Genomic DNA, 18,184 nt, shown 5'->3' with positions numbered 1-18,184 from the left:
CCCCACCGCCGCCGCTCGTTTCAATCCCTAATAGGGATTAGTTTGAATTGCAATTTAGCATGATTTGAGTTATTGAAAAATACTAATTGTTTCAATCCCTAATAGGGATTAGTTTGAATTGCAATGCACAAATTGGCGCTTATTTGAGTGTCAAACTTGTTTCAATCCCTAATAGGGATTAGTTTGAATTGCAATTACAAATTCACCGTTGACCCCGATAAAAAATCATGTTTCAATCCCTAATAGGGATTAGTTTGAATTGCAATATTTGACGTTGAACGACCTCAACGTTTTTCGCAGGTTTCAATCCCTAATAGGGATTAGTTTGAATTGCAATCGCCTTTACAATGTCGAAAATATTACTGGTTTCATGGTTTCAATCCCTAATAGGGATTAGTTTGAATTGCAATCTCCACAGACTGCAACGGTGTGTCCCACCGCCAAAATATTCCGTTTCAATCCCTAATAGGGATTAGTTTGAATTGCAATGAACAGGGTCACTTTCTATTATTCTTTCAATAGATGCTGGTTTCAATCCCTAATAGGGATTAGTTTGAATTGCAATCAGTGAATACATACCAAAAATATGAATCGATTAATTTGTTTCAATCCCTAATAGGGATTAGTTTGAATTGCAATTTCAGGGCTGGAAGTAGTATGCGATCGCCACACTATCAGCAGTTTCAATCCCTAATAGGGATTAGTTTGAATTGCAATCTGCGGGGATTGAGTTTGGAATTGAGTTGGAATTCAACGTTTCAATCCCTAATAGGGATTAGTTTGAATTGCAATGCCAGCAAGCTGGATTCTGCACAAGGAATGCCTGCCAATAGGTTTCAATCCCTAATAGGGATTAGTTTGAATTGCAATAATGACGTACAGTCCTAGCTGGCAACATGAGGAAGATGTTTCAATCCCTAATAGGGATTAGTTTGAATTGCAATCTCCTTATACTAGTAACTATCGTTTTTCCAAATCCTCGTTTCAATCCCTAATAGGGATTAGTTTGAATTGCAATCCAAGACCAAGGGCGATGATCAAGCGATCGCTGGTTTCAATCCCTAATAGGGATTAGTTTGAATTGCAATTTTTTGCCCCTGCAAGTTTGTGCCTTTGGTATTGTGAAAGTTTCAATCCCTAATAGGGATTAGTTTGAATTGCAATTTAGTGTAATTCGTAGTTCGTAATTAATACTGCGAGTTTCAATCCCTAATAGGGATTAGTTTGAATTGCAATTATTTTTCATTTTCTCTATGCCCAATAGCTTTTGTTTCAATCCCTAATAGGGATTAGTTTGAATTGCAATCAAAATCTATCAATACCTCAGATAGAGTATGAAGTTTCAATCCCTAATAGGGATTAGTTTGAATTGCAATCCAAAAGCGCAAAAAATCCTCCGATACTGCCGACTGTTTCAATCCCTAATAGGGATTAGTTTGAATTGCAATAGCGGGAGCCGGAAAAGCTTACTGTATTTAGTTTTCAAGGTGCGGTTTCGCGGATGGGTTAATTCTAACATAGTGAAATGTCAGTTGATTTACATGAAATAGCTGAAATATAGACTGTGTAAGGTGCGCGGATAATTTCAATTAAAATTTTCTCTAAAAGCTTGTCCTTAAAGGAATCCAGCCATTGTTGAGCAAAGGCGATTTTCTACACCTACCCATCCGCGCATTTTGCGAAATTTTGTCTTACGCTGTCGATATATCCGACTGTTCTCAAAAGTCAGGTATTTCGATATTACATCAAGATTTACCACAGCTAATCCGCTATTCTAAGCAATAATCTTGCACAGAATCGCGGTAATGACCCACCACATCTTAAAAGCCACCAAAGAAACAGTGCATCTTGGTGGCTTCTCCCATTTATTAGCACCAGCACTGACGATTGATTCTGGCGACACCATTGATGTGGAAACCTTCACAGGTTACTACATTTACGACAAAGCACCGCCAGAGTTTCTCACCCCAGAGTTTGTGGATATCTGCCAAAATCTACCACCCGAACGGAAAATTGCTGGGGGGCCGCATTTACTCACAGGGCCGATTTATGTGCGCGATGCTGAACCAGGAGATGTATTAGAGGTAAGATTAGAAGCGATCGCACCTCGTTTACCAGTTGGGTTTAACGCTATTCGTCCAGGTTGGGGAGCTTTACCAGAGCAGTTTACCCAACCTGCATTGAGATTTATTCCCTTAGATTTAGCTAATAATATCGCCGAATTTCCCGCCAATAGTGGGATTAAAATTCCCCTCAAACCATTTTTTGGTATTCTTGGTGTGGCGACTCCTGCAAGCGATCGCAATTCTATTCCCCCTGGTGATTACGGCGGTAACATCGATAACCGCGAACTCCAAGCAGGTTCTCGGATATTTTTGCCCATTTACCTGTCAGGGGCATTATTTTCTCTGGGTGATGGACATTCCGCCCAAGGCGATGGGGAAGTAAATGTTACCGCCATTGAGACTTCCATGAACGGTAAAATCTCCCTCAAACTTCGCAAAGATTTATCACTCACCACACCCATAGCCGAAACCCCCACAGACATCATCACAATGGGCTTTGCTCAAACTTTAGATGCAGCCCTAGAACAAGCTTTAATCAATATGATTGATTTTTTAAAACATTTTGCCAATTTATCAGCAGAAGATGCATATATTTTATGTAGTTTAGCCGTGAATTTTCGCATCACCCAAGTTGTGAATAGTCCCCAAAAAGGTGTTCACGGAATGTTACCCAAATCAATCTTGTCACATAAAATTAGTTTGTGATTCCACACAAAACAAATACTTTGTATGTCTAATATTCTTGTACAAATGCTGCTCATCGGTCTAGCTGCTGGCGTTGCTGGTGGGATGTTTGGTATTGGTGGCGGTGCAATTATGGTTCCAGCAATGGTACTTTTGGTAGGAATGGATCAAAAATTTGCCACTGGTACATCCATCGCCGCCCAAATTTTACCTATTGGGATTTTAGGCGCAGCAGTTTACCATCGTAGCGGCAACATCAACATTAAATATGCAGTCATGATTGCGCTTGGTTTAGTAGTCGGCAACCTTTTTGGTGCATTATTTGCCAATCAACCATTTATTAGCAGTGAAACCATGAAGAAGTTATATGGCATCTTTTTATTGCTGATAGGTGGAAGATATTTGTTCTTCCGATAATTATCAGGACTAACGCACAAAGATTATCTGTGAAGAATGGGTGTAAGGGTGTAGGAGCATAAGCGCAGCCTACGCCCCTACCATCTTGAAAGTCCTACTAACTGCCCCAAACCCTTGATATTGAAGATATACTCAGCACGGGCTAAACGCCCCGCTACCGCTACCAGCACTCATCATTGCACCTGAGTAGGAAAAGCACCAGGACGCACAGATAAATTCAAGGTTTGTCCATTACGGCGTAACTCTAAGCGCAAATCTCCGCCAATTTGGCTGCTATCAACTGCCTTCTGCACACTACCTGCATCTGTAACAGCGTTACCGTTGAGTTGTTGAATAACGTCACCTGCACGTAGTCCGGCTTTGGCTGCTGGTGAATTAGGCATAACTTTCACAACTAAGACACCTTTATCTTCATCAATACTCAAACCACTATTAGGATCAGAATTAATAGTTTGTTTTAGTTGTGGTGTTAACCCAATCATCTGTATTCCCAGATAAGGATGCTCGACTTTACCTGTAGATATCAGTTGATTAGCAATACGTTGCGCTGTAGCGATAGGAATAGCAAAGCCTATACCTTGCGCTCCTTGAATAATAGCTGTATTCATCGCAATTACTTCACCACGGGCGTTGAGTAGTGGCCCGCCAGAGTTACCAGGATTAATTGCTGCATCAGTTTGAATAAAATCTACACGTTTATCAGGTGCGCCAATTTGGTTACTACTGCGTCCAGTAGCGCTGATGATGCCTGTAGTTACTGTATTATCTAAGCCTAAAGGATTACCGATCGCGATCGCCCATTCTCCGGGTTGCAATTGCTCGGAGTTACCCACTGTGACTGTTGGTAAATTGTCGGCTTGGATTTTGACAACCGCAACATCAGTTAATTCGTCTTTTCCTAAAACCTTACCTTGAAAACTCCGCCCATCTTTGAGGATGACTGTCACTGTATCAGCACCATCAACAACGTGAGCATTGGTAAGGATTCGACCATCACCACTGATAATAAACCCAGAACCAGTACCACGCTCTACTCTTTCTTGGCTTTCTGGTAGTTGCGACCCAAAAAAGCGGCGTAAAAGTGGGTCGTTGAACTCATCTGGTAATTGTGTTTTCACGGTGCGGGAAGAATTAATCCGCACGACTGCTGGCCCTACCTTCTGTACTACCTGAGTGACAAAATTAGGATCTGTACCAGCCACAATTGGTGGTGCAGCATTAACGCGACTCAATGCTAAATTCGATGCACTTTCCGACACCTGCGACTTATGGTTAGCAAGATAACCACCTGTCAAGGTCATACCAGATCCTAACAACACTAGCGATAAGGAAGCTGCTGCTTTCTTCCAAGACGCTTGTTTGCGGTATTTGGTATCTAAATTGCTATTTAATGGGTTATTTCCGTCTGGTATTTGATTTTGCATTGCTGTCTGAAAAGTTATTTGAATCTATTACTAATGTAGACAGCGTTTATTACACTTTTGTTACGGAGTTATAGCATTAATGTGAAAATGTGAAAATTTTCCTAGTCAAGAGCCTTCCTTGGGGTATTTTACCGCTGTGAGAGGATTTAGGCTTGTAACGCGCGGCTAGAAAGTATCCGCAGAAAAACGAAAAATCAAGGGTTTTAACAAGTTTATAGGGGTTTAGGTATCTCAAATCCTTACACCCTTATACCCTTTCACCCCTACACCCAATCTTCACAGACCATCTTTGTGCGTAAGTTCTATAGTCAGGCGACTAAAGCATCGATTCACTAATCAAAAACCTAACCCCCCAGCCCCCTTCCCTAGTAGGGAAGGGGTAGCTTAACTCCCCTCTCCGACTCGGAGCGAAAAGTTTGCGCGTCCGGGTTTCCCGGCGCAAAACTTTTCAAGACAGAGGGGACGGGGGAGAGGTTCTTCCAGGATTACTGAATTGGTGTTCTAAGAATTGAGTGAAGTCGAAATGCGTCTTCTAAATGATTATGTCTACCTACTTATCTCTATCTTCGGAAATTAAGCTTGTTGATTCATCGTTATTTCTTATAACTTCCGAAAGAAGTTTTTATGGCTGCTAAAGTCCAGAATTAAAAAACATTATTTTGGCAAGTATATATCTCATTAGAATGGCAAACTTAATTGAATTTAGATTATTTGCTCCCCGGAATGAACAGGCAACTTTAATTGGTTCTTTTTCTGACTGGCAAGATATCCCATTAGAAAAAACTGAAAATGGTTATTTCCAGACTCAGATACCATTAGAAGATGACATTTATTCATATAAATTTCGGGTGCAAACAAAAAGTCCGCAGTTTGAGATGAATGAATGGGTAGATGTGATTGATCCCTATGCCACAGATATTGATGAAGCCAGAGAATATGGTGTAATTCAGATTAAAAATGGTGAACGAATTGTTGATACATATATTTGGCAGTATGATGATAATCCTCTGTCGCAGAATGAGGAATTAGTCATATATGAATTGCACATTGCCGATTTTACTGGGGATGAAGTTGAGCCTGATAAACGAGGTAAATATTTAGGAGCGATCGCCAAACTAGATCATCTTTGTGAATTAGGCATCAACGCTATTGAATTAATGCCCGTAAATGAATATCCAGGTGATTATAATTGGGGTTATAAAGTTCGCCATTTCTTCGCTACAGAATCTAGCTATGGAACTACAGCAGAATTAAAGCAGTTTATTGATGAATGTCATAGTAGAGGCATTCGGGTTTTTCTGGATGGAATTTATAATCACACAGATGAAGAATGTCCGTTAATGCTAATTGACAGAAATTATTGGTATTACGAACATAAACACTATCCTGAAGACCCTGACAATTATTGGGGGCCAGAGTTTAACTATAATAATTATGATGAAAAATTAAATATCAAACCTGCTTGGAAATATATCGGTGATGTAGTCAAATTTTGGATTGAGGAATATCACATTGATGGTATTCGGTTTGATGCTGTGCGCCAATTAGCTAACTTTGAATTTTTAGAATGGTTGGCGCAAATAGCAAAACAAAGTGCCGCACCAAAGCAGTTTTATAACATTGCCGAACATATTCCCGATACTAGCACTGTAGTGCAACCAGATGGGCCATTAGATGCTTGTTGGCATGAGAGTTTCCACTATTTTATTATTCCCCTAATTTGTGGAGAAAAAGTTGCATTAGAAGAAGTAATATCGGTGTTAGATCCGAGAAAGCAAGGTTATGTTAATAACACAAATGTCATTAATTATTTAGCCACCCATGATCGTGAACATCTGTTGAAAGAATTAGGTGATCGCGGTATTTTTGATCAAGCAGCATTTACCAGAGCTAAATTAGCAGCCACCATCCTCATGACAGCAATGGGTGTACCAATGCTATGGATGGGAGATGAATTCGGTGAATATCAACAAAAAAGTGAAAGCGTCACTCAACCTAATAAGATTAATTGGTCTTTACTCGCAAATGACCAAAATAATGAGTTATTCCAGCATTACCAAAAACTTATCGCTTTACGTCAGCAAACTCCAGCTTTGCAAAGCAACAATATTGAGTTTTTCCACACCAATAAAGAGGCTAAAGTCTTAGCATATATTCGTTCCCATCAGCAAGGTTCTCAAGTTGCTGTAGTCATTAACTTTTCTGATCAACATCTCATTGATTATTGCTTTGCAGATTTTCCAATGACAGAATCTTGGTGTGATTGGTTTGATAACTGTCAAGTCAAATTTAGTGAAGATGGTTTATTAACTAATATCCCAGGCTATAGCGCCAAGATATTCATTTCCCAGTCAGATTAATAATTAGATTGGCGCTGAGGAAATTTTTATGTTATGGTGTCTTTTTTTACAGGGTTCCCTACTTCCAACTCATGATTAATCGCCACCAATTTCCCAAATCTCTAGCATTTTTATGTTTATTAGCAGCGTTAGGTATTGATATAGTAATTCCTAACGCTGTTGCCCAAACTAGTATAAAGACATCTTTCGCTAAAAGTGTAGCATTTACCTGCAATGACAGTGAAACAAGCATCAAAGCGAAAAACGGGCCGAAGATATCTATTGGCGGAAAAACTATCTACATTGGTTATCAGCAAGTTTCATCCCAGAACCAAGATCCTCGGATTATTCGCTTTGATAACGGTGTGAAAAAATGGTGTCGCAGTGACTATGAAACGACCATTGATGATGGTAGAGGTTACGGATTGTTATGGGATGGCGGAAACGTTTTGTATGGCGTTTTTTCTTCAACCGGTAGCCAGACTGGTAACGATTTTCGTCGCTTTGCTAAGAACGGTTGGCTGTCTTCTTATGGTAACGGTGGTGGTGCAAAAGTAGCCGTTATCGCCAAGATTAATCCTACTAATGGTAGTGTTTCTGCTGCCACATTTGTCACTGCTAAAAAGCCTAATGATGGTAAAACTAACTCTTTAGCTATCACTAACTTATCGTGGAATGGCACAACTTTAAAAGTACTTGCAGATTCATGGTGGAGTCCACGGCGTGCTGATAAAAATTCCATGACTTGCACTGGTTCATCACCTTATAAATACACAGCCGTATTTACTGGTGATTTAACAAAGGTAAACTCGGCTACGGCTATTAATTGTAGTTAAGAAGGTTATAGGTTATAGGTTACAGGTGATAAAAAGGGGTGTGAGGGTTTTAAATACCTACATTTCTACGGAGAAGTCAAAATTCAAAAGTAAGAGAATTTTTAACTTTTAACTTTTGACTTCATTTTGCACCTACACCCTGTTTTTTATTCCCGATTAAAACTCAGCATTTTGTGGTGTACGCGGGAATGGTATGACATCACGAATATTCCCCATTCCAGTCATGAATTGCACAAGTCTTTCAAAACCCAAACCAAAGCCAGCATGAGGAACAGTGCCAAACCGCCGTAAGTCTAAATACCACCATAAATCTTCGGGTTTCATATCTTGCGCTATTATTCGCCGTTCTAGCACATCTAAACGTTCTTCTCTTTGAGAACCGCCGATAATTTCCCCAATTTTGGGTGCAAGAATATCCATTGCGCGGACGGTTTTTTCATCTTCGTTTAACCGCATATAAAATGCTTTAATCTGCGCGGGATAATCGGTAACAATTACTGGCTTTTTAAATAGTTGTTCTGCCAGATAACGCTCATGTTCTGATTGTAAATCTAAACCCCAACTCACAGGATAATCGAATTTAACATCAGCTTTTTCTAATAACTTGATGGCATCTGTATAAGTCAGACGTTCAAATTGATTGTTAATTATATTCTCGGCTGTTGCTAAAACAGTCTTATCAATACGCTCATTGAAAAATTCCATATCTTCGGGGCATTTTTCTAACACATAATTAAAAATATGTTTGAGAAATGCTTCAGCTAAATCCATGTCACCTTCTAAATCGCAAAATGCCATTTCTGGCTCAACCATCCAAAATTCTGCGAGGTGACGAGAGGTGTTAGAATTTTCGGCACGGAATGTGGGGCCGAAGGTATAGACATTAGAAAAAGCCATCGCCATGACTTCAGCTTCTAACTGTCCACTAACTGTTAAGTATGTGGGTTTAGCAAAAAAGTCTTGGCTATAATCTACAGCTTGGTTGTCAGTTCGCGGAACATTTTTGAGATCTAAATTGGTAACGCTAAATAGTTCACCTGCACCTTCGCAATCACTGGCGGTGATAATGGGGGTGTGTACCCACAAAAAGCCCCGTTCTTGGAAGAATTGGTGAATGGCTGTCGAACAAGCATTCCTGACGCGGAACACTGCACCAAAGGAATTTGTACGCGATCGCAAATGTCCAATAGTACGCAAAAATTCAAAAGAGTGGCGTTTCTTTTGCAAAGGATATGTTTCGGGATCAGCTTCACCGTAGACTTTCACCGCCTCGGCTTTTAATTCAATGCGCTGTCCCTTCCCTTGGGAAGCCACCAGTACGCCGTTAACTTCAACTGACGCACCTGTATTCAGTTTTTTCAAAATCGCCTCAAAGTCTGGCAAATTCTGATTGATGACAACTTGCAAATTCGCTAGTGATGAACCGTCATTGACTTCAATAAAAGCAAATCCTTTCAAGTCACGCTTTGTTCTTACCCAGCCTTGAACTACAAGAGACTCATCAGGTTGACCACTTCGCAATATTTCTGCAATTCGTCGATTTACCATATTTACCCAGCATAGGATTTTAATATCCAGCCTATGATAACGCCCATTCCCCCAAAGCGTATGACTTGCCAGAAAGGTTTTTTCAAACTACGCCAAGAAAATAGCTGGCTTTCTAAGTTAAGTTCTAACAATTCCAACTGCTTTTGAATTTGCCGTAACTCAGCTTTGATTTCTGGTGTCTGAGGTTTATTGTCTTTTAATTGCTGCTGGCGTTGTTGCCATTGTGCCTTTTGCTCTTGATCGTGCTTAATTTGAGTGTATCGTTCTTTGATGGAGACGAGCGATCGCTCTACTTGGGCTAATTCTTGCTCAAAATCTGGTGATTGATTTTCTTCAGACGAAGAATTATATGACTTTCTCGGCGGCTTCATTGACTGGTAGTAAATTAAGATTAATGTAAGCTCTGCTAATAGTTAAAAGTTACTAGTCAATCCCCAAATTTATAGCTATGGAATCTCTTAATACTCAGCCCTTAGCACCCAGCACTCAGCACGGGCTAAACGCCCCGCTACCGCTAACAGCACTCAGCACTCAGCACGTAGAACTCAGCACTCTAGAACTAGCACAAGCTCTCATGGAAAGACTCACCATCTCTCCTAACGATTGGCATCGCCTCAAGTCTAACCGCAATTCTCGCGCTAGTGAACAAGCTGCGGCGGCTCTAGTATTTCTCCTCAAAAATCAGCCACAAGAAGCCCTCGCCCGCTTAGAACAAGCCGCCGGTTGGTTAGATAAATCAATATCTGCGCCTCCATGTCCCACACATGGACACAAGGAACCAGGAAGTTAATCAGTTTTTATTTTGCGCCACTAAAATACAAAATTGAATTGCGAGAAGTAACGATATAGATAAAAACTTCTCGCAATTGCAGAAAATTATTATATCTTAATCTTGATAGGTGTCCAATTACACCTGTAGCACTTTAATTCAAAAGATGAATATTTGTAAATAGCATAGCAAGTAGTTAATTAAAAATATAACTTTCAATCACAAGTAAATAATTTTACTTTTAATTTATATTGACTCTTTAGAAGATAAGCAATAATCATCTTAAATAACGAAATTAAAACGAACTTAGTAAGTACGCTGATGTTATTTTGGAAGCTAAGAGGGCGAACATTTATAGTAAAGGTAGTTTTTGCTCTTTTATCTATAGAATTAGGGCTTATTGCCATTCCTGGATATGCTCAATTCACAACAAGACAGTGGATAATTGTTGGTAGGACTGATGATGGTTTCTACTATGTAGATGTAAATAGTATTAAAGGAGAAGAAAACTATAGAACTTTCTGGTATAAAAGAGAAGCAAAAGAATCTAGATATTCTCTTAATGGTTCTTCTCCGGGTAAAATATATACCAAACAAATTACTAATTTTTATATAGACTGTGATACTAAAAAAATAGGAATAATTCAAGCAGTAGCATATTATCCTTCAGGTGAAATTGAAAAAAGATATGAATCTGCTTTAGATTCTTATCCCGAAAAATTAGATTCTGTTATCCCTGAATCAATAGGTGAGAATTTACTAGAGTACGTTTGTTCTTTGAGAAGCAATACTCAAACACTTCAAACTCAAAATATACCTAATACTAAACTTCCTACCCAACTAAATAATCAAAATACTAACGTTACTCAACAGGTGTTACCAAAGTTAGAACTCAACTCTACTGGTAGTGCGGTAGAGTTATTACAACAAAAGCTTAAGAAATTAGGTTTCTTTAAGGATGAGATTACAGGTTACTATGGTCTTGTTACCCAAGATGCTGTAATTACATTTCAAAGAAGTAGAGGTATCAATGCAGATGGAATAGTAGGACAACAAACTTGGACAGAATTACTTAAGTGAAAATTGATTATTGCTAGATATCAGATTTTCCTTCTGTACTCCAAGTAATACACTTTAATTCTGAGTTATCTACCCAATATTCACAACCTAACTTAATAAAACCTTGAGGTAACTGCCTTGCTGCTAATGGGTTATGAAGCAACACAAAATCATCTCCAAATTTATTTGGACGATTTAGTGCATCCATACATGAAAATAGTATTGCACTGATACCACTGTATTCCGATTTAAGAAAGATATCAGTTGATACTAATGAACCAGATTTTTTACGTGAACTATCTTGATACTGATAAAATCGCTCTATAGGTATACCAGATTCAGTATCTATATTCATGGATTCATTACCAAAAGGTAAAACACTGCGAATAATTCTTGGAATTTCACGCTCACGTCTAGCAGATGGAATCGAACTTCCATTGATAGCAATAATGTAGCAATCTTCAGGCTTAACAATTTTTTTAGCTAAATAATCTTTATATTTTTTATTATATTTTTCTTCAATGGCTGAACGGTAACGAAGTTTTATTTTCTCATCTGGAACCTTTCTAAGAACACCAAACTCCATCTGAGATACAGCATCCACTCCCTGCCCTGGTTTTGGTGCTACTGCCTCAATCCAAATCTTTAATTCACCTGTATCTATCAGTATATCCGGCCCTTCATCTTTGGAATCAATAGATAGTCCTTGAAATATTAGTGAACAAGCTAAATACATTTCCCATATACGCTGATTAAAATCTATCTTTGATTGCTCTAAAAAATTAGTATCAGCATATTGCTCATAGCTTAACCACATTTCTTCAATAAATTTTTTATCATCCACATATTGTGACTGATCCCTGATGCTTATGTAAGCCCGATCTGCATTTTCAGGAAGAATATCAGAAAAAAAATACGTCATTTATTTTTTTAATTTTACTTGCTCACTCTTATCATCAAGTAAGCCACAAAGAATAGTTTATTCCTTAGAATACATAGCAAATAGAACGTATTCAAAAGGATGAAATAAGCTGTTCAGCATTAAAATAGAGAGAGCAATCTCGACACAGAAATTACAATACTGTAGAGACGTTACATATAACGTCTCTACATATTTTTGGGTTTTACACTTGTACCTTATGTACCCGAAACGTGCTGAATGTTAAATTTCATACTTCACACTTCACACTTCACACTTCATACTTTCTTCATCGCCTCAAAGATAAGCGGGGGCGATTTTCCATCTGTTTACACAATCTTAATTCTGTACCTTTGCGGCTCCATTGCACCTGATCAAAAATTTGATGCAGGAGACATAAACCGCGACCACTTTCTGACTCATCAGATGGTAAATAGTCTGTCGGATCTTCATCAGAACTTGGTTCTGGCTTAAAACCTTGACCTTGGTCTGATATGACCCACCAATACTGATTATCTATCAAAGAAAAACGAACTACGACTCTTTTACTGGGATCGAGATTATTACCATGTTTAGCGGCATTTACTAAGGCTTCTTGGAGTCCTAGCCGCAATTCTGCTTGTAATTTAGCTGGAATTTCTGCCAGCAGTAAATCTAATATGGGACAAAGATAGAGAGTAGAGGCAAAACTAAGTGTGCCCCAATAGCGTCCAACTGGACGGAGCGAAATACTAATCACAAGAGAAACCCCATAGCTTTCAGTTAGCTAGACATCAGTTTGCTTGTACGCGCACCCTGACAAAATTGGAGGTGGTCATGCTGCCTTCAAACTTGCGTCTTTTATACTAAGTTTTGAAAATGCTAGGGAGCATTTACTCTGTTGATGAAATTCGATTGTTGATACATAAAAACGGCTTTTAAAAAACTGCTATTGCAGTCAGCAAATGGGAATTTGCTGGAAACTTTTACAATTATTAGGATGACTTTTGTATTGCCGATTCGTATGTCAGACAACCTGATTCATAACTAGTGAGAGTCTATGCAACGTTAGTTGTTTTAACAAAATCATTTCTATTTTTAGGTTAATACGATTTTAGCATTGTTGCTATGCAAGAGACTACAAATTTGCAATTTAAGATTTTGATAAAGAGTTAGTACTCTTATTTAAATGTCATAACACAAGAAAGGCAGCAGCTTCTACATGAGATGTTTGTGGGAAGAAATCAGCAGGTTGCACCCGTGTAAGTGTATATGTACCTCCTTGACACAATAATTTCAGATCACGCGCAAGTGTGGCTACCTTACAGCTGACGTAAACGATGCGAGCAGGTTTCGATCGCAGTAATGAATCGATGACAGTGCGATCGCATCCTTTACGTGGCGGATCTAGTATGACCACATTCGGTATTATTCCCATTTGCGGCAGTAAATTCTCTACCGCACCGACTTGAAATGTAACGTTATGTATACTGTTGCGATCGGCGTTCAAAATAGCCTGTTCTACAGCTTCGGCTTGCAGTTCCAAACCCACTGCTTGGCGCACTCGCTGGGCTAGGGGCAGAGTTAAGGTACCAATTCCACAATAAGCGTCAACTAGCACCTCATCTCCTTGGAGGTTCAATTCTGATTGAATTACCTCTAATAGTGCTTCGGCTGTTTCCGTGGAAACTTGGAAAAATGTATCTGGACGGACTTGAAATTCTAAATCAGCAAATTTTTCTTTGAGATAGGGAACACCTGCAATGGTGCGAGTTTCTGCCCCAAAGATGGCGTTTGTCCGTTCTGGGTTGCGATTTAAAGCAATTCCCACTAATTGCGGATACCGCTGCAACCACTCCTGGGCTTGTTCAGTAATTCCCGCTAACTTCCACTCAGTAACAACCAAAGTCAGCAACATTTCCCCAGTCCGGCGGCCAATACGTAAACCTAAATGACGAATTTGTCCTTGATGTCGTTGTTCATCATAAATTTTCCAGCCGCGCTTTTGAATGTCTTGCTTCACTTCAGCGAGTAAAGGATTTAAGCGAGAATCTTGGACAGGGCATTGATTTAAGTTAACTAAATGATGGCTACCCTTTTGGTAATATCCTGCTTGGACTTGCCCAGTACTAGAAACACTGACAGGATAAGTGGATTTATTGCGGTATCCCAGAGGTGACACAGCAGTCAATACAGGATCTACTGATGGTGCAGTAAAACCACCGATGCGCTGCAACGCTTGAATAACTTGATTGCGTTTAGCTTCTAGCTGATATTCATAATCAATATGCTGCCACTGACAACCACCGCACTTGTCAGCCACAATGCAACTCGGTCGAATGCGGTGCGGGGATGGGTGCAATAGCTGGATAAGTTTGCCATGAGCATATTTAGGCTTGACGTGTAATAAGCGTACCTGGACGCGATCGCCTGGTACAGTATCTGGTACAAATACCACACGTTCCTCATAACGACCGACACCATCACCAGTATCAGTGAGATCGGCGATCGCAACTTCAATTAATTCACCTTGCTTCCAAATATTAGTCATTGGTCAAAAGTCATTAGTCATTTGTCAAGAGATCGAAGTTTAATTTCACACTTAATACTTCATACTTTTATTTCCCTTCCCCTGTGTACCTCCAACTCGTTAAACTAGCAGATAATATTTCTCCTGATTACAATAATCATGACTGTAATTAGCCAAGTTATTCTCAAAGCTGACGACGAACTGCGTTATCCCAGCAGTGGCGAACTCAAAAGTATCAAAGAATTTTTGCAAACAGGCGAGCAACGGACGCGCATTGCTGCGACCTTAGCTGAAAATGAAAAAAAGATAGTTCAGGAAGCTACCAAGCAACTTTGGCAAAAGCGCCCTGATTTTATTGCACCTGGTGGCAATGCTTACGGTGAACGCCAACGCGCTCTCTGTATCCGCGACTTTGGCTGGTATCTACGCCTGATTACCTACGGCGTACTTGCTGGCGACAAAGAACCAATTGAAAAAATTGGTTTAATTGGTGTGCGGGAAATGTACAACTCTCTGGGTGTTCCCGTTCCTGGAATGGTAGAAGCCATCACTTCTCTGAAAAAAGCTTCCCTTGACCTACTAAGTGCAGAAGACGCAGCAGCAGCATCACCATACTTTGATTACATCATTCAAGCGATGTCTTAATCTAAAGTAATTTTTGCTTCTTTAGCTTTGGCCTCCTGTCTACTAAAGTGAGTGCAGAATATTCGCACTCTCAAGATAAGATCTCTAATTTGATCATACTCTCCCCACAATTGGTAGTGGTTTTGGCCATCTCTGTGTCAAGCTATCAACCAACTGTGGGGAAATTTTATTTGGTCATTGGTCAATAGTCTTTCTCCCATATTTCCCCTACACGCCTAAATACATACAAAAAGCCGACAGATTTTCATCAAAGCTGTCGGCGATTAGTGTGTTCCCTATTAATGACTCGGCTAGAGTTCAGTTGTATGTAATTATGCCAATTTGCCTAGGGGAACGAGACGATCTCAATCATGTTTCTATGTGATTGTCGTCACTCAAGTGTTAATATCGAGCGGTATCTACTTAAGTGAGCCATAGCGCCATAGGTTTGAGTTGAGATCAGGGAGAAGGACTATTGACCATTAACTATAAAATAGTCTTCTGTCCCCTTGGTGCATTATTCCCATGACCACCACCCCAAAAGATCCGTTTTCTCCCCAAGAAATTGCAGCCGAAGGTATTAAGCCAGAAGAATATGCCGAAATTGTCCGCCGTTTAGGCCGCCATCCTAACAAAGCAGAACTGGGAATGTTTGGGGTAATGTGGTCAGAACATTGCTGCTACAAAAATTCCCGACCATTACTCAAACAATTTCCGACTACAGGCCCCCGCATTCTCGTAGGCCCTGGTGAAAATGCTGGAGTTGTTGACCTAGGTGAAGGATTACAACTGGCCTTTAAAATTGAATCTCATAACCACCCTTCGGCTGTCGAACCCTTCCAAGGAGCCGCTACAGGTGTCGGTGGTATCCTCAGAGACATTTTTACAATGGGGGCGCGTCCCATTGCATTGTTAAATTCTCTGCGCTTCGGTTCTCTAGAAGATCCTAAAACCCAACGGATATTTACTGGTGTAGTAGCAGGAATCAGCCATTATGGTAATTGTGTTGGGGTACCCACTGTTGGCGGTGAAGTCTACTTTGACCCTGCTTATGCTGGTAATCCCCTAGTTAACGTCATGGCCTTGGGATTGATGGAAACGCCGGAAATTGTCAAATCTGGCGCATCAGGTTTGGGTAATCCTGTTTTATATGTCGGTTCTACTACGGGACGCGATGGGATGGGTGGCGCAAGCTTCGCCAGTGCGGAATTAAGTGATGCGTCAATGGATGACCGTCCGGCGGTGCAGGTGGGCGACCCATTTCTAGAAAAGTCATTAATTGAAGCTTGTTTAGAAGCATTTAAAACAGGTGCAGTTGTCGCCGCTCAAGATATGGGTGCAGCGGGGATAACCTGTTCTACTTCCGAAATGGCTGCCAAAGGCGGTGTCGGCATTGAGTTAGATTTAAATAAGATTCCGGTGCGGGAAACTGGCATGGTTCCCTATGAATACTTGCTGTCGGAATCTCAAGAACGGATGCTGTTCGTTGCCCACAAAGGTCGAGAACAAGAGTTAATTGATATTTTTCACCGTTGGGGACTTCAGGCAGTTGTTGCTGGTAAAGTGATTGCTGAACCCATTGTGCGGATTTTATTCCGCGGGAAAATTGCCGCTGAAATTCCCGCTGATGCTTTGGCAGAAAACACCCCGCTTTACGAGCGTGAGTTATTAGCAGAACCGCCAGAATATGCCCGCCAAGCTTGGGTATGGACAGCAGATGCTTTACCTGCTTGTACACTTGCGGGTATCGGCAGCCACAGTTGGAATGATATTTTATTCACCTTACTAGATACACCCACGATCGCCTCGAAAAATTGGGTATACCGTCAGTACGATCATCAAGTACAAAATAATACTGTCACTCTTCCAGGCGGTGCAGATGCGGCTGTGGTTCGCTTACGTCCATTAGAAGCCATCCCCAATCTCACATCGCAAAATCTCAAATTAGCTGTGGCGGCTACGGTAGATTGCAATCCCCGTTATGTTTACCTTGATCCCTATGAAGGTGCCAAGGCGGTTGTCGCAGAAGCTGCACGCAATCTTAGCTGTGTGGGTGCAGAACCGCTGGCGGTGACTGATAATTTGAATTTTGGCAGCCCCGAAAAACCAATTGGTTACTGGCAATTGGCTGAAGCTTGTCGGGGTTTGGCAGAAGGTTGTCAAGAATTAGCCACACCAGTCACAGGCGGGAATGTTTCTCTCTACAATGAAACACTCGATTCTCAAGGGAACCCCCAACCAATTTATCCGACTCCTGTGGTGGGGATGGTCGGGTTAATTCCTGATTTCACAAAAATTTGCGGTCAAGCTTGGCAAGCGAGTGGGGATGTCATTTATTTATTAGGGTTAACCGTACAAGCCAAAGTTGAATTAGGCGCATCGGAATATTTAGCTACTATCCACAACACTGTAGCTGGCAGACCACCACGGGTAAATTATGACTTAGAACGCCGTGTGCAGCAGGTTTGCCGTGAGGGCATTCGGGAGGGTTGGGTGCGTTCAGCCCATGATTGTGCTGAGGGCGGCTTGGTTGTCGCTTTAGCAGAATCGTCAATTGCTGGCAACTTGGGCGCGGAAGTGACATTAGAAATCTCCCCAAACCAGTTACAACGTCTTGATGAAGTGCTGTTCGGTGAAGCTGGGGCGAGAATTATTGTTTCCGTGGGATCAGAACAACAAGAAATGTGGGAATCATACTTACAGGCACATCTGGGACAAAATTGGCAAAAACTAGGCACGGTTAATAATTGCGATGCTGGTTTGACGGTTTTAACTACTGATAATCAAACCTTAATCACAGTTAGTATTAAAGATATGAAGGATCGTTACAACAATGCGATCGCCAAACGCCTAGCAGCATAAAAAGTCTCAAGTAATCAGTATGAAGTCTAAAATTTCACACTTCAGACTTCATACTTCATCCTTCTTAAGGTACTGTTTTAATAAGTGGTTAAAGATTTGTTAAGAACAAGTAACCACTTAAAGCCATA

At 40.6% G+C, this 18,184-nt stretch carries 14 protein-coding genes and 1 CRISPR repeat array; of the genes, 8 read left to right on the top strand and 6 right to left on the bottom strand.

What is annotated here, in order from left to right:
* Positions 1 to 17 precede the first annotated feature (17 nt).
* Positions 18 to 1,448: a CRISPR direct-repeat array (repeat unit 37 nt; unit sequence GTTTCAATCCCTAATAGGGATTAGTTTGAATTGCAAT).
* 357 nt (positions 1,449 to 1,805) lie between these two features.
* Positions 1,806 to 2,771: an acetamidase/formamidase family protein gene (locus IQ244_RS14985; RefSeq protein WP_193895332.1), complete on the top strand. Its 966-nt coding sequence runs from the start codon at positions 1,806 to 1,808 to the stop codon at positions 2,769 to 2,771.
* A gap of 24 nt (positions 2,772 to 2,795) precedes the next feature.
* On the top strand, positions 2,796 to 3,167 hold the full coding sequence (locus IQ244_RS14980) for a sulfite exporter TauE/SafE family protein (protein WP_193895330.1): 372 nt from the start codon (positions 2,796 to 2,798) through the stop codon (positions 3,165 to 3,167).
* 173 nt (positions 3,168 to 3,340) lie between these two features.
* Here the strand turns inward: IQ244_RS14980 and IQ244_RS14975 are convergent, their stop codons facing one another.
* Positions 3,341 to 4,591, bottom strand: a complete 1,251-nt coding sequence (locus IQ244_RS14975; protein WP_193895328.1) for an HhoA/HhoB/HtrA family serine endopeptidase — start codon at positions 4,589 to 4,591, stop codon at positions 3,341 to 3,343.
* Positions 4,592 to 5,274: 683 nt separating this feature from the next.
* Between IQ244_RS14975 and IQ244_RS14970 the strand changes: the two genes are divergently transcribed.
* Entirely contained in the window at positions 5,275 to 6,951 is a 1,677-nt protein-coding gene (locus IQ244_RS14970; protein WP_193895326.1) for an alpha-amylase family glycosyl hydrolase, read from the top strand.
* 71 nt (positions 6,952 to 7,022) lie between these two features.
* Positions 7,023 to 7,766 (top strand): hypothetical protein, encoded by a 744-nt coding sequence (locus IQ244_RS14965; RefSeq protein ID WP_193895324.1) that lies wholly within the window; start codon positions 7,023 to 7,025, stop codon positions 7,764 to 7,766.
* 156 nt (positions 7,767 to 7,922) lie between these two features.
* Here IQ244_RS14965 and asnS read toward each other — a convergent pair whose 3' ends face one another.
* Positions 7,923 to 9,314 (bottom strand): asparagine--tRNA ligase, encoded by a 1,392-nt coding sequence (asnS, locus tag IQ244_RS14960; RefSeq protein WP_193895322.1) that lies wholly within the window; start codon positions 9,312 to 9,314, stop codon positions 7,923 to 7,925.
* A 2-nt stretch (positions 9,315 to 9,316) separates the two neighbouring features.
* Positions 9,317 to 9,685 (bottom strand): hypothetical protein, encoded by a 369-nt coding sequence (locus IQ244_RS14955; protein ID WP_193895320.1) that lies wholly within the window; start codon positions 9,683 to 9,685, stop codon positions 9,317 to 9,319.
* Positions 9,686 to 9,762: 77 nt separating this feature from the next.
* Between IQ244_RS14955 and IQ244_RS32515 the strand changes: the two genes are divergently transcribed.
* Positions 9,763 to 10,104: a DUF6439 family protein gene (locus IQ244_RS32515; RefSeq protein WP_228058933.1), complete on the top strand. Its 342-nt coding sequence runs from the start codon at positions 9,763 to 9,765 to the stop codon at positions 10,102 to 10,104.
* A 300-nt stretch (positions 10,105 to 10,404) separates the two neighbouring features.
* Positions 10,405 to 11,163, top strand: a complete 759-nt coding sequence (locus IQ244_RS14945; protein WP_193895318.1) for a peptidoglycan-binding domain-containing protein — start codon at positions 10,405 to 10,407, stop codon at positions 11,161 to 11,163.
* A gap of 13 nt (positions 11,164 to 11,176) precedes the next feature.
* On the opposite strand, the gene IQ244_RS14940 is transcribed toward IQ244_RS14945, so the two are convergent.
* The 3 genes from IQ244_RS14940 to rlmD form a co-directional block, all read right to left on the bottom strand.
* Positions 11,177 to 12,064, bottom strand: a complete 888-nt coding sequence (locus IQ244_RS14940) for a hypothetical protein (protein ID WP_193895316.1) — start codon at positions 12,062 to 12,064, stop codon at positions 11,177 to 11,179.
* 286 nt (positions 12,065 to 12,350) lie between these two features.
* On the bottom strand, positions 12,351 to 12,800 hold the full coding sequence (locus IQ244_RS14935) for an ATP-binding protein (RefSeq protein ID WP_015113752.1): 450 nt from the start codon (positions 12,798 to 12,800) through the stop codon (positions 12,351 to 12,353).
* Between the two features lie 432 nt (positions 12,801 to 13,232).
* Positions 13,233 to 14,591 (bottom strand): 23S rRNA (uracil(1939)-C(5))-methyltransferase RlmD, encoded by a 1,359-nt coding sequence (gene rlmD / locus IQ244_RS14930; protein ID WP_193895314.1) that lies wholly within the window; start codon positions 14,589 to 14,591, stop codon positions 13,233 to 13,235.
* Between the two features lie 138 nt (positions 14,592 to 14,729).
* Here rlmD and IQ244_RS14925 point away from each other — a divergent pair, with 138 nt between their 5' ends.
* Positions 14,730 to 15,215 (top strand): allophycocyanin subunit alpha-B, encoded by a 486-nt coding sequence (locus IQ244_RS14925; RefSeq protein WP_193895312.1) that lies wholly within the window; start codon positions 14,730 to 14,732, stop codon positions 15,213 to 15,215.
* Between the two features lie 504 nt (positions 15,216 to 15,719).
* Positions 15,720 to 18,056 (top strand): phosphoribosylformylglycinamidine synthase subunit PurL, encoded by a 2,337-nt coding sequence (gene purL / locus IQ244_RS14920; RefSeq protein ID WP_193895310.1) that lies wholly within the window; start codon positions 15,720 to 15,722, stop codon positions 18,054 to 18,056.
* Positions 18,057 to 18,184: the final 128 nt, after the last annotated feature.

Source organism: Nostoc sp. LEGE 06077 (genome assembly GCF_015207705.1).
Lineage (GTDB): Bacteria > Cyanobacteriota > Cyanobacteriia > Cyanobacteriales > Nostocaceae > Nostoc_B.
Note: the sequence above shows the minus strand (reverse complement) of the source record. Positions and strands in the feature narration are given on the sequence as shown.

Excerpts from the sequence above, each read along its gene's own strand:
- IQ244_RS32515 (WP_228058933.1), top strand. The coding sequence starts at position 9,763 with ATGGAATCTCTTAATACTCAGCCCTTAGCACCCAGCACTCAGCACGGG.
- IQ244_RS14940 (WP_193895316.1), bottom strand. The coding sequence starts at position 12,064 with ATGACGTATTTTTTTTCTGATATTCTTCCTGAAAATGCAGATCGGGCT.
- IQ244_RS14965 (WP_193895324.1), top strand. The coding sequence starts at position 7,023 with ATGATTAATCGCCACCAATTTCCCAAATCTCTAGCATTTTTATGTTTA.
- asnS (WP_193895322.1), bottom strand. The coding sequence starts at position 9,314 with ATGGTAAATCGACGAATTGCAGAAATATTGCGAAGTGGTCAACCTGAT.
- purL (WP_193895310.1), top strand. The coding sequence starts at position 15,720 with ATGACCACCACCCCAAAAGATCCGTTTTCTCCCCAAGAAATTGCAGCC.
- IQ244_RS14970 (WP_193895326.1), top strand. The coding sequence starts at position 5,275 with ATGGCAAACTTAATTGAATTTAGATTATTTGCTCCCCGGAATGAACAG.
- IQ244_RS14975 (WP_193895328.1), bottom strand. The coding sequence starts at position 4,591 with ATGCAAAATCAAATACCAGACGGAAATAACCCATTAAATAGCAATTTA.
- IQ244_RS14925 (WP_193895312.1), top strand. The coding sequence starts at position 14,730 with ATGACTGTAATTAGCCAAGTTATTCTCAAAGCTGACGACGAACTGCGT.
- IQ244_RS14945 (WP_193895318.1), top strand. The coding sequence starts at position 10,405 with ATGTTATTTTGGAAGCTAAGAGGGCGAACATTTATAGTAAAGGTAGTT.
- rlmD (WP_193895314.1), bottom strand. The coding sequence starts at position 14,591 with ATGACTAATATTTGGAAGCAAGGTGAATTAATTGAAGTTGCGATCGCC.
- IQ244_RS14980 (WP_193895330.1), top strand. The coding sequence starts at position 2,796 with ATGTCTAATATTCTTGTACAAATGCTGCTCATCGGTCTAGCTGCTGGC.
- IQ244_RS14955 (WP_193895320.1), bottom strand. The coding sequence starts at position 9,685 with ATGAAGCCGCCGAGAAAGTCATATAATTCTTCGTCTGAAGAAAATCAA.
- IQ244_RS14985 (WP_193895332.1), top strand. The coding sequence starts at position 1,806 with ATGACCCACCACATCTTAAAAGCCACCAAAGAAACAGTGCATCTTGGT.